The organism is Allobosea sp. 2KB_26, assembly GCF_052115715.1.
Taxonomy (GTDB): Bacteria; Pseudomonadota; Alphaproteobacteria; order Rhizobiales; family Beijerinckiaceae; genus Allobosea.
The window spans coordinates 259,241-270,607 of record NZ_JBFRHE010000007.1 but is presented as its reverse complement, the minus strand read 5'-3'; the positions used below and the strand labels follow the sequence as shown (position 1 = coordinate 270,607).

Below are 11,367 nucleotides of genomic sequence, written 5' to 3'. Positions count from 1 at the left end.
GCGCTCACTTCTGTCCGACGAGGATCTTGTCGAGCCCGAACGCGCGGTCGAGCACCAGCATCGCGCCGGCCGTCAGCGCGATCATCAGCGCCGAGACCGCCGCCATCATCGGGTCGATGGATTCGGTCGCGTACATGTACATCCGGACCGGCAAGGTCACGGTCGCCGGCGAGGTGACGAAGATCGACATGGTCAGCTCGTCGAAGCTGTTGATGAAGGCGAGCAGCCAGCCGCCGGTGATGCCCGGCAGGATCATCGGCGCGGTGACGCGGCGGAACACCGTCCAGTGCGAGGCGCCGAGCGTCATCGCCGCCTGCTCGGCGCTGCGATCCATGCCCGAGAGCGCCGCAAGGACTAGCCGCAGCACGTAGGGCGTGACGATGATGACATGGCTGACCACCAGCCAGGTGAAGCTTCCGGTCGCGCCGATCAGGGCGAAGAGCCGCAGGAACGCCACGCCCAGCACGAGATGCGGGATGATCAGCGGCGATAGGAAGAGCGCGTTCAGCCCATCGCGGCCGGGGAAGTCGTAGCGGTCGATGGCGAGCCCGGCCGGCACGGCCAGTGCGATCGCGATCGTCGCCGACAGTGTCGCCAGCCACAGGCTGTTGACGAAGGAGGCGACGAAATCCGGGTGCACGAAGATCTCGCGGAACCAACGCAGCGAGAAGCTGGTGGTCGGGATCGAGAGCGTGTTCTCGGGCGTGAAAGCGACGAGGCAGATGACCAGCAGCGGCGCCAGCACGAAGGCGACGACGAGCGTGTGGAAGGCAAGCGCGATCGGACCATTCTTCTGCATGGCGCTTATCCCAGGGTCCGGCGGGCGCGGGCTTCGACCATGCGGTTATAGGCCAGCATGATGACGAGGTTCGCGACGAGCACGATGATCGCGATCGTGGCTCCGAGCGGCCAGTTCAGCTCATGCATGAACTCGTCATAGACGAGCGTCGCCGCCATCTTGAGCCGGCGGCCGCCAAGCAGGCCAGGGATGGCGAAGGCGCTGGCCGAGAGCCCGAAGACGATCAGGCTGCCAGACAGCATGCCCATGCTGACCTGCGGCATCACCACACGGCGCAGTGCCGTGAAACGCGAGGCGCCAAGTGTCCAGGCGGCTGCCTCGACTGCGGGATCGAGCTTCTGCAGCGATGTCCAGACCGGGATGACCATGAAGGGCAGCATCACGTGGACAAGCGCGATCACGATCGCCGTCTCGGTGTAGAGCAGCTTCACCGTGCCAAACCCGAGCGCCTGGAGCGCCTGGTTCACCAGGCCGGTCGAGCCAAGCAGCATGCTCCAGCCAAAGGCGCGAACGACGACGGAGACGAGCAGCGGGCCGATGATCACGAGCAGGAAAACGGAGCGCCAAGGGTCGCGCATCCGCGCCAGGATATAGGCCTCCGGCACACCGATCAGCGCGCAGAGCAGTGTCGTCAGCGCAGCCACGCGCAACGTCCGCCAGAAGATACCGAGATAATAATCGTCGGTGACCACTGCGAGGTAGTGGGCAAGCGTGAACTCGTTCTTGATGCCCGTGCCGTGGTCATAGACGTGGAATGACAGGATCACCGTCAGCACCAGCGGGACGATGACCAGAGCCAGGAATAGCAGCGCGCCGGGCGAGACCAGCAGCCAGGGCGTCAGCGCCGAGCGGGCCCGGCTCATGCCGCGGCTCCGGCCGTGGCGGTAATGGCCTCGACCCTGAGGCTCGCTGGCGTCCAGTCCAGTGCAACCGCATCGCCCTCGCCCGCCGGCTCCTCGCCATGATTGGGAACCGAGACGGAGAGCGCTCCAACCGGCGTTTCGACGGTGAACAGCCAGTAGCTGCCAAGAAAGAAGCGATTGACGATGGTACCGTCGACCCGGCCCTGGCCATGCGCCCGCAGCAGGATCTTTTCAGGACGCAGCGAGAGCGCGACCGTCTGGCCGTCCGGAAAGCTCGCCTGCTCGCAAGGCAGGGACACGCCGTTGATCTGCGCTGTTCCGGAAGGGCCCTGCCCTCGCCAGACGCCGTCCAGCCGGTTCATCTTTCCGACGAAGGAGGAGATGAAAGCCGTGGCCGGGTGCTCATAGAGCCGGTAAGGCGCATCGATCTGGGTCATCCGACCCTGCTCCATCACGACCACCCGATCGCTGATCGACAAGGCTTCGGCCTGGTCATGCGTGACCATGATCGTCGTCGTGCCGACGCTCTGCTGGATCCGGCGCAGTTCGAACTGCATTTCCTCGCGCAGCTTGGCGTCGAGATTGGAAAGCGGCTCGTCGAGCAGCAGCACCGGCGGCACGATCACCAATGCACGCGCGATCGCGACGCGCTGGCGCTGACCGCCCGAAAGCTGGCGCGGATAGCGGTCCGCGAGCTGGGCCAGATGCACCAGCCCGAGCATCGTCTTGACGCGCTTGTCACGCTCGGCACGGGCGACCTTGCGCATTTCCAGGCCGAAGGCGACGTTCTGCGCCACAGTCATGTGCGGAAACAGCGCATAGCTCTGGAAGACGATGCCGAGCCCGCGCGTGTTCGGCTTCTCATGCGTGATGTCGCGCCCGTCGAGCGTGATCGTTCCACGCGTCGGTTCGACGAGGCCGGCGATCATCTGAAGCGTCGTGGTCTTGCCGCAGCCGGATGGACCGAGCAGCGAAACGAACTCGCCCTTGGCGACGCTGAGGTCGACATCGCGCACCGCGGCGTGATCGCCATAGACCTTGCTCAGCGACGCCAGCGTCAGGAAGCCCATCTCCACCTCGCCTGGTAGACACCCCGCGAGCATCGAACGGGGCGCCGATCTGCAACGGCGCAAGGAGGCGGCAGGGGCGGGAATTCGTCAATTCATAATTCCATAGAAGCGAATTTTATTTGACATAATTTCGACATATGGAATTTTCTAAAGGTCTATCGAAAACCAAATTCGGACAGCCGAATGAACGATTCAGCCGAAGCGACATCAAGCCTGCGCCGGGCGCTCGGCCTGCTGCGTATTCTGGCGGCAGCGGACCCTGGCGGCATCCGCCTGAAGGACCTCTCCGAGGCCGCGGGCTGCAGCCAGCCGACGGCGCACCGCGCCTTGCAGGACCTGATGGCCGAGGGATTTGCCGAGCAGGTCGCCGGAGGGAAACGTTACCGGCTGGCTCTCGACTTCTTCGTACTGGCTGCCCGCGCCGGCCAGGCCAGCGGATTGCGCGATCTTGCACGGCCGGTGCTGCTGCGCCTCTCCGCGACGCTGCACGACACGATCTTCCTGCTGGTCCGTAATGGCTATGATGCTGTCTGCCTCGATCGAGTCGAAGGCCCATTCCCGATCCGCTCTTTCACGGGCGATATCGGCGGCAAGGTGCCGCTCGGCATTGGACAGGGCAGTCTCGCCATCCTCGCGCATCTGCCCGAAGACGAGCGCGAGGCCGTGATCCGCTTCAATATCCCGCGCCTGCTCGATCGCGGTTTTCTTGACGAGGCCGGCCTGCGCATCGCGCTGGCCGAGGCACGCGAGCTGGGCTGGGTCAGCCTCAATACCGGGCTGATCCCGGGCATGGCCGGTCTCGGCGTGCCGGTCTTCGATGCAGAAGGCCGCGCCGTCGCGGCGCTCAGCATCGGAACCCTGGCCGAGCGCCTCAGCGACGAGCGGGGCCCCAATGTCGCGCGTATCCTGCAGCGGGAGGCCGCGACGCTCGGCGCGAGCCTCAATCCGTTCGATATCTCGCTGCGCTATCCCTCACGCAGCCTCAGCAGCACGGCGCGCCAGTCTCCCTGAGAAAGCGACGCGGACGCGGACGCGATCACTCCACCTTGGAGATCGCCTCGATCCTCTCGATGCCGCCAAGCTTCGGGGCGAATGAGATCCAGACCTTGCGGGCACCGGCCTCCCAGCCTGGACGATCCTCCGGCTGGACGAGCTTGCCCCCCTCGGATTGCGCCTTGGCCATCGATGCCTCCTCGTCGGTAAGGATGAGGTCGTCGAAATAGGATGTCCCTTCGGCTGCCGCCTCGGACAGCGCCTTGCGATCATCCGCCGTAAGCCCCTTCCAGAAAGGCGCGGAGACATAGACGACGCCGCTCGCCCAGATATGCCCGGTCTCGATCAGATAGGGCACGACCTCATGCAACTTGAAGCCGACATAGGCCGATTTGGTGAGGTCCATGGCATCGACGACGCCGGTCTTCAGCGCGTTATAGGTTTCGGGGATCGGAATGGGCGTCGGATAGGCGCCGAGTCCCGACCAGAGCTCGGTATGAAGCGGGCTCTGGATCACGCGGATGCGCTTGCCCTTGACCGATTCAGGCGTGGTCAACGGCTCCTTCGCCAACAGGTGGCGCGCGCCGTAATTGATGAAGCCGAGCACGACAAAACCCTGTGCCTCGTATTTCGCCTTGAGTTCGGTGCCAAGCGCACCATGGAGCACACGCTTGAGATGGCCACGATCGCGGAACAGGAAAGGCAGATCGAGGATCTGGCCGTCCGGCACCCAGGAGGAGAGCGCCGAGATCGTCGAGAGCGAGGCCTGGACCGAACCGAGCCTGATCCCTTCCGCGACCTCCTTCTCGCCGCCGAGTGCCGCGTTGCCGACGATGCGCAGATCGAAGCGGCCGGGCGCGGTCCTGTTCAGCGCCTCCGCGATCCTGCGCCAGATCTTCGTCTCGGGCTTGTCCTCGCCGAAGAGCGAGGCGACGGTCACCGGCCGGCCAGCGGCATGGACCGCACGAGTCGAGAGGAGTGCCGGCGCGGCAAGCAGGCCTGCGGCGACTTGGCGGCGGGTCAACGACATCAGAAGAACTCCTTGATGGAAGGCGGGAGCGACGGCCAGACGGCTGCACCGAGCGAGAGAACGGCGAGCGCCGCCAGCAGCGAGCCGAGCAAAGGCAGCACGGCGCGGAAGACCGAGCCCGCGGGAATGCGCAAGATACCGCTGACGACATAGACGAGGATGCCGAGAGGCGGCGTCAGCCCATGGATCATCAGGTTGACGACGAGGATGACGCCGAACTGGATCGGGTCCAGTCCGGCCGCGACGGCAACCGGCAACAGCAGCGGACCAAGCAGCAGGATCGCAGCGCCGATATCGAGGAAGAGCCCCGCCACCAGCAGCACGAGATTGGCGAGCAGGATCACCGCATAGGGACCGGCGCCGAAAGCGGTCACCAGTGCTGCCATCTGGTCCGAGACCCGGTCGACCGCGAGCATGAAGGCAAACGGCGCGGAGGCTCCGATGAGCAGGCCGACGGCGGCTGCCTCCGTCGCCGATTTCCGCAAGGCGGCGACGACGGCGCGGCCGTTCAGGCTGCGCAGCGCGAGGCAGGTCACCAGCGAATACGCCACAGCCAGCGCAGACGCTTCCGTCACGGTCACCACGCCGAAGCGGATGCCGACCACCACGACGATCCCGAGTCCGATCGCGGGCAACGCCCCGACAAAACTCCGCACGCGCTCGACACCGGTCGCCTTCGGCGCAGCGTCGACGACATTGCGCACGCTGAGATGAATGCCGATGGCGAGCGCCAGCGCCAACACCCCACCAGCGACAAATCCGCCGACCAGGAGCGAGCCGACCGAGAGATTTGTCGCAGTCGCCAGCAGCAGGAAGGCGATCGAGGGCGGGATGATGTTGTCCAGCATCGAGACGCCGGCGACGATCGCGCCCGCCTGCGCCGGCGGATAACCACGGGCGATCAGCGTCGGCGCCATCACCTTGGCCCCGAAGGCGGCATTCGCCACCGAGGAGCCGGACGCCCCCGAGAACAGCACGCTCGCGACGAGCGCCGTCTGGGCGAGGCCCGCCCGCAGATGTCCGACAAGCGCGCCGGCAAAGCGCACGAGCCGTTCGGCAAGCCCTCCCTCGGTCAGCAACTCGCCGGCCAACAGGAAGAATGGAACGGCCAGCAGCAGGAACTTGCTGATCCCGGAAACCGTGTTCTGCACGATCGCAGGCTCCGGAAGCAGTCCGCCAAAGGCGCCTGTCAGCGAGACGCCGGCGAGCAGCGCGAATGGCAGCGGCGCGCCAAGGATCAGGCCAAGTCCGGCAAATCCGGCAGCGATGAGACTCGGCGGCTCGACGAAGAGCCCGGTGACCTGCTGCGCCAGCAGATAGGAGCCGGTCCCGACGGCGAGCGAAAGCGCCGCCGAGAGCCAGGAGCGATCGAGTGCGGCGCGCGCCAGAACGACCAGCAGCGTCAGCCCGCCCCCGATTGCGAAGACGCCGAAGCGCAGCGACTCCGGCAAGCCCAGCACGGTCGAGACGCCGCCGACCTGCGCCGCGACCCCGGCGCCGCCAAGCGCGAGCACGAGTGAGCCATGCACGGCAAAACCATCAGCAAGGATCGCCGACACACGCTGTCCCGAGGCCGGCAGCAGCCTGACGATGACGTCGAGCCGCATGGCTAGCGCGCTGGTCGCGGCAAGTGGCGCTCCGATGGCGATCAGCGCTGCATGAAGCCAGATCGCCAACTCGTCCGACCAGACGAAGCCGCCGCCGAAGACGTATCGACGAATGACAGCCGCAATGACCACGCTGAACAGGATCGCGAGCAGCGCCGCGCCTGCAATCTCAAGGGTCGCGACGAGCCGAGACAAGGCGCGCTCGGCAGGCCGGCGCAAGAGCCCGGGCGTTTCCGCCCTCAGATCAGCCAGAGTTGTCATCACGCGTTCGCCAGGAGCCTAGCGCAAGGGCGAAAAGGCGGTCGGCCGCAGGATACGGCTTCGCATCTCGAGAACATGGGGCGCGGCCTTGGCGCGAAAGGCCTGCCAGGCAGGGTCAGCTTCCATTGCGGCACGCCGGCGTTCGCGGTCGCCCGCATCCTCGAAGCGCCACATATGGACGACCTCGTTGACCACGCCGGTATCGGTGGTGAACCAGCCGATCAGATGGCCGAGATGCGAGACCTGCAGTTCCATGCCTTCGCGGACATAGAGGTCGAGATAATCGCGCACATGGGCGGGCATGATGGCGTAGGTACGTTCGTCGAGGATCATGACTTAGCCTGCGGCTTTCGCTGAGAGGTCGCGGTCGAACAGGTTGGACCAGGTGAAGGCCGATCCCGCCCGCGGTGCTCTTGCCACGTCGAGATGCGGCAAGACCAGTTCGGCGAAGCGGTAGGCTTCCTCGAGTAGCGGCATGCCGGACAGAATGAAGGTCTCGATGCCCGCCGCCTGATAGGCGCGCAACGTCCGGATCACAGTCTCGGGCGAACCGACGATTGCGGTACCGGGCCCAGGACGCACGAGACCGAGCCCCGCCCAAAGTCCTGGCGCAATCTCGAGGTCACGCGCGAATTTGGGCTTCAACCCGCCATGCAGCGCTGTCATCTTCTGCTGCCCGACGGAATCCGTGCCGGCAACGAAGCGGGCATTGGCGGCGATGGCGGCATCGTCCATCTGATCGTGGAGATCCTGGGCCGCCGCCCAGGCCTCCTCGTCGGTCTCGCGGACGACCACATAGAGCCGGATGCCATACCCGAGCTTGCGGCCATGGGCGTTAGCGCGTGCCCGCACGCGGCCGACCTTTGCAGCCATCTCGTCCGGGGTTTCGCCCCAGGAGAGATAGGTATCGACATGCTTGGCCGCGACCTCGATCGCAGCTTGGGAAGAGCCCCCGAACCACAGCTCGGGCTGCACGACCGGGGTATCGCCGGAAAGCGCGAGCTTGGCCTCGATCGTCTCGACATGGCGTCCCTTGAAGGTCACCGTCTCGCCGGCGAGGATGCGTCGGAAAACAGTGAGATATTCGTCGGCCATCACGTAGCGCTCGTCATGGGGCAGCGTCATGCCATAGGCGCCGAGCATTTTGGCGTCGCCCGAGACGATGTTGAGCAGCAACCGCCCCTTGGAGAAATCCTGGAAGGTCGCGGCCATCTTGGCCAGCAGCACCGGCGGGATCAGCCCGGGGTGGATCGCCGTCAGGAAGCGCATTCGCTCGGTGAAGGGCAGCAGCGATGCGCCGAGAACCCAGACGTCATGCGCACCCGTCGCCAGCAGCGCGCCAGTGAAGCCGAGATGATCATAGGCCCGCGCCAATTGCTGCAGATAGGCATGATCCATCTTGCGGGCGCCGTCCTTCTTCCAGGGATAGCGGCCGTCAGGGGCGGTCAGATACCAGAGCACATTCATAGGCTTTGTCTCATGATTTGCAGTGATGCCTAAGCCGAAGCGGCGGCGTCTTCGAACCGGGAGAGGCCGAGCGCTCGCCGAAGAATGCCATGGCGGACGAGGCAGGCGGCCTCCTGCTCCTGTTCGGCCAGAACGGCGGCGTCGATCGCAGCGATGCGCCAATCGCGTGACCGCAGAACGGCGAGCCATTGCGCTTCACCGACATCCCCCGATGCCGAGAGCCGGCGAGCGGCCTCTTCTGCATGGTCCTCGACGAAGCTCGCGATGCGCGCGACGAGCTTGCGGAAGGCGGCGATCTGGTTCGCCCGTCGATCGAGGACCGGACGATGCGTCCAGAACAGAGAGCGATTGGGGATGACGCCTCGCGTATCCGCCATAGCGACCAGCCCGCCTCGATCCAACTCCACAGGCAGATGAGGATCCATCGCGATCCAGGCCGCGACCTCGCCCTGCCGCAGAGCCCTTGCCGAAGCTGCTGGCGAAAGATCGATGCGGTTGAAGTCCGCGAGACCCAGGCCAGCCCGTTCGGCGAGATGCGCCAGCAGATAGGTATGGAACGAGCCCTCGACGAGCGCGATCCGGCAGCCTTTGAGGCCTGCCAATGCGACCTCAGCCTCGCCCTTCCGCCTCAGGATGGCCCCGTTGGCCGGGCGCGGTTGAGAGGCCGCGAGATAGACTACATCGAGCCCCAGATTCTGCGCGGTCAGCGGGGGCGTCGAGCCGGTGCCGCCGAGTTCGATCTCGCCGCCGGCGAGCAGTTCTCCGGTCGCGCGGCCATCGGGATAGTCGACGAAGGTCCAGCGCTGGTCGCCCTCCCTCTCCGCGAGCAGCCGCGCGAGGCGCAGATGCAGGTTGTTGGCATGGACTCCGATGCGAAGGCGGTCGGGCGAATGAAGGCCGCTCATCTCATTCCCTCAGCCAGCCGGGAAGGCGCCTTCGAAGACACTTGCCGCAAGCGGATTGCGTTGGCTCGGAACCTCGCGGGCCTGCAGCGCCTCAGGCAATTGCGCCTTGTCACCGACCTTGCCGATGGCGACGGCCGCCTCGACCCGGTAGTCGCCGGGAACATTCAACTCCACGATAGCCCGCTCAAGATCGAGCCCCGCCATGCCATGCGCCTGCCAACCCGACCGGGTCGCCTGCAATGCGAGATGGGCCCAGGCCGCACCGGCATCGAAGGAATGAGTGTGGGAGGCGATTTCCTCGGCCTTGCCGGGAACAACAAGTGTCGATTTCGAGACGATCACGACGAGCGCAGCCGAGTCCTTGGCCCATGACGCGTTGAACGCATTCAGCAAGCCTAGCAGTCGCTGCCAATGCGCGGTGCGACGCCGGGCATAGATGAAACGCCAGGGCTGGGAATTGTACGAGGATGGCGCCCAGCGCGCGGCTTCGAACAAGGAGAGCAACTCGGCTTCGCTGATCTCATCGTCACTGAATGCACGAGGTGACCAGCGTTCGAGAAAGAGCGGGTCGATCGCATGGTCTGCGGCGCGGTCATTGGCAGTCGTCGGCATGGTCCGGGTGTCCGTGAGACAGTATTGGGAAGTATGGAGCCAAAGCACTGCGGCAGGTTCGCCTCGAAATTGCGAACGCTCGAGCAGGGCACGACCGCGGGAATGCTCTTACGACTGGTCGAGCGAGCCTTCACCACATACGAAGTCCGCCTGAGATCGCGCAGAAAGCATCGGACTTACGCCGGTTCCGGTCAATAGAATTGTCTGTTTAAACGAACGATCGATTTGGAAGATTCTTTACGAACAGCTTCCAGATACGAGCAGCCAATTCCCAATTGAGGTCTTCCGTTGGGGAACGCAGTCCAAAATCCCAAATCAACCGCGCGATCACCACACAAGAATCCGCCATGCCGAACGAACACGAACTTGCCCTTCCCTCCTCTGACGCTCCGCCCGGGTTCTTCTCCGGCCGCCCCGAAAAAAATTCCGAGGCCAGACGGAACCTTTGCTTCGCTGCGGCGTTTGCGGCGAAATGCGGGAGGTTGCGGTCATGAATGGCGTGGTGTTCGCCTCGGCAGTCGTCCTTTGCGGAGGCATCGTTTCGGTTCTCACCGGGAGTATTCCCACCCACGGATTTTTTGCTGAGTTTGTCTGGTCAGGGCTAGCCTTGGCTGGGCTGATCACCATCGCAGGCATCGAAGCCTCGAGCTGAATTCTCATCTCCTCTTTGGTGTGAAAGGCGCCCTTCGTTGCGAAGGCTCGCGCTGCATCCTGCTTGCTGCTTCGCCCCGGCCAGAGTTGAGCGTAGGATTGTCTGCGCTATCCGAGCGCCGGGCATACGGCGGATTTTGACCGACTTGAGGTGGCGGCCGCCGCCGGCCTAGCAGCCCACGGTCCAGATGGGAGTTCGCGATGAACACAGCCAACCTGCAGCTAGAAGGCCTGCTTGTCGCCGTAGCCGAACTCACGCGCCTGCTGGTTCGCAAAGGACTGGTCGAGGAAGCCGAGGTCGAGTGGGCGCTGGACCGTGCGGAAACGAGTCTCCGCTCCGACCACCGACGCATGGGCCAACTCCGGGAGAGCAATGCCGACGCCGTCACATTCCCCGTGCGCTTTCTGAGCGCCGCCTTGAGGAATACCGGGGACACCCCGCTCTCCTTTTCGGAACTGGCGTGTCATGTCGGGCAGTCGAAGCCGGCCCGGGTGCCGCAGCCTCCTCACCCTGCATCCTGACATCGGCCTCGACTTCAAATCTCCACCACCGCAACTCCGAAATGCCGCAATCGCCTCCATATCATGAGCTAGCTTATGATATGGAGGCCTGAACATGCGGCGCCCACTCAAGCGCGAACTCGTTTTCCAGCTTCTCGAGACTTCCCGGCAACTGCGCAGCTATGTCGACCAGCGCGCACGGGAAAATGGCACGACCCGCGCGCAATGGAGCGTGCTGGCTCGTCTGCGCCGCGCGGAAGGTCTCAATCAGGCCACGCTCGCCGAGATGCTCGAGCTGCAACCGATCTCGTTGACGCGCCTGATTGACCGGCTCGAAAGCCAGGAACTCGTCGAGCGCCGCCTTGATCCCCAGGACCGGCGCGCACGGCTCCTGCACCTGACCTCTGCGGGTCGAAAGCTCGTCGACGATCTCGATGCGCTGCGCGCAGAGATCGCCGGCGACGTGCTCGACAGTATCGACGAAACGTCTCTCTCGACGACCCTGGCGACACTCGCATCTGTCCGGGATAGGCTGAGGCACGGAGTCCCGGAGCGCGCCGAGGCGAGGCCGGCCGCGCGTCGCGTGCCTGCTGGCAGCGCCCTTTGAG

Annotated in this window: 13 protein-coding genes; 4 read left to right on the top strand and 9 right to left on the bottom strand. The window is 65.0% G+C overall.

Features of this window, described 5'->3' with window-relative positions; all coding sequences use genetic code 11:
- Positions 1-4: 4 nt before the first annotated feature.
- From AB4099_RS20350 to AB4099_RS20340, 3 genes are read right to left on the bottom strand one after another with little or no spacing between them, the layout of a single operon-like run.
- A complete protein-coding gene (locus AB4099_RS20350; RefSeq protein WP_113519132.1) occupies positions 5-799 on the bottom strand; it encodes an ABC transporter permease in 795 nt (264 codons plus the stop codon).
- 5 nt (positions 800-804) lie between these two features.
- Positions 805-1,662: an ABC transporter permease gene (locus tag AB4099_RS20345; RefSeq protein WP_441479387.1), complete on the bottom strand. Its 858-nt coding sequence runs from the start codon at positions 1,660-1,662 to the stop codon at positions 805-807.
- Complete coding sequence (locus AB4099_RS20340) at positions 1,659-2,732, bottom strand: ABC transporter ATP-binding protein (protein WP_113519134.1); 1,074 nt, start codon at positions 2,730-2,732, stop codon at positions 1,659-1,661. The genes AB4099_RS20345 and AB4099_RS20340 overlap by 4 nt, the downstream gene beginning before the upstream one ends.
- A gap of 183 nt (positions 2,733-2,915) precedes the next feature.
- Between AB4099_RS20340 and AB4099_RS20335 the strand changes: the two genes are divergently transcribed.
- On the top strand, positions 2,916-3,743 hold the full coding sequence (locus tag AB4099_RS20335; protein WP_113519135.1) for an IclR family transcriptional regulator: 828 nt from the start codon (positions 2,916-2,918) through the stop codon (positions 3,741-3,743).
- Between the two features lie 25 nt (positions 3,744-3,768).
- On the opposite strand, the gene AB4099_RS20330 is transcribed toward AB4099_RS20335, so the two are convergent.
- Genes AB4099_RS20330 through AB4099_RS20305 form a run of 6 tightly spaced genes read right to left on the bottom strand, consistent with a single transcriptional unit; the run spans position 3,769 to position 9,607 of the window.
- Complete coding sequence (locus AB4099_RS20330; RefSeq protein ID WP_441479386.1) at positions 3,769-4,755, bottom strand: TRAP transporter substrate-binding protein; 987 nt, start codon at positions 4,753-4,755, stop codon at positions 3,769-3,771.
- The gene (locus tag AB4099_RS20325; protein WP_441479385.1) at positions 4,755-6,623 is read right to left on the bottom strand and encodes a TRAP transporter large permease; all 1,869 of its coding nucleotides are present in this window, start codon (positions 6,621-6,623) and stop codon (positions 4,755-4,757) included. Before AB4099_RS20325 ends, AB4099_RS20330 begins: the two co-directional genes overlap by 1 nt.
- An 18-nt stretch (positions 6,624-6,641) precedes the next feature.
- Complete coding sequence (locus AB4099_RS20320; RefSeq protein WP_113515931.1) at positions 6,642-6,956, bottom strand: NIPSNAP family protein; 315 nt, start codon at positions 6,954-6,956, stop codon at positions 6,642-6,644.
- Positions 6,957-6,959: 3 nt separating this feature from the next.
- Positions 6,960-8,090, bottom strand: a complete 1,131-nt coding sequence (locus tag AB4099_RS20315; protein ID WP_441479384.1) for an LLM class flavin-dependent oxidoreductase — start codon at positions 8,088-8,090, stop codon at positions 6,960-6,962.
- A gap of 29 nt (positions 8,091-8,119) precedes the next feature.
- A complete protein-coding gene (locus AB4099_RS20310) occupies positions 8,120-8,995 on the bottom strand; it encodes an ABC transporter substrate-binding protein (RefSeq protein WP_441479383.1) in 876 nt (291 codons plus the stop codon).
- Between the two features lie 9 nt (positions 8,996-9,004).
- On the bottom strand, positions 9,005-9,607 hold the full coding sequence (locus AB4099_RS20305) for a nitroreductase family protein (protein WP_441479382.1): 603 nt from the start codon (positions 9,605-9,607) through the stop codon (positions 9,005-9,007).
- 490 nt (positions 9,608-10,097) lie between these two features.
- On the opposite strand from AB4099_RS20305, the gene AB4099_RS20300 reads away from it, so the two are divergent.
- The 3 genes from AB4099_RS20300 to AB4099_RS20290 all read left to right on the top strand — a co-directional run bounded on the left by AB4099_RS20300 (position 10,098) and on the right by AB4099_RS20290 (position 11,366).
- Complete coding sequence (locus tag AB4099_RS20300) at positions 10,098-10,259, top strand: hypothetical protein (RefSeq protein ID WP_441479381.1); 162 nt, start codon at positions 10,098-10,100, stop codon at positions 10,257-10,259.
- Between the two features lie 200 nt (positions 10,260-10,459).
- Positions 10,460-10,780: a hypothetical protein gene (locus tag AB4099_RS20295; RefSeq protein ID WP_441479380.1), complete on the top strand. Its 321-nt coding sequence runs from the start codon at positions 10,460-10,462 to the stop codon at positions 10,778-10,780.
- A 94-nt stretch (positions 10,781-10,874) separates the two neighbouring features.
- Positions 10,875-11,366, top strand: a complete 492-nt coding sequence (locus tag AB4099_RS20290) for a MarR family winged helix-turn-helix transcriptional regulator (protein ID WP_441479379.1) — start codon at positions 10,875-10,877, stop codon at positions 11,364-11,366.
- Position 11,367 lies beyond the last annotated feature (1 nt).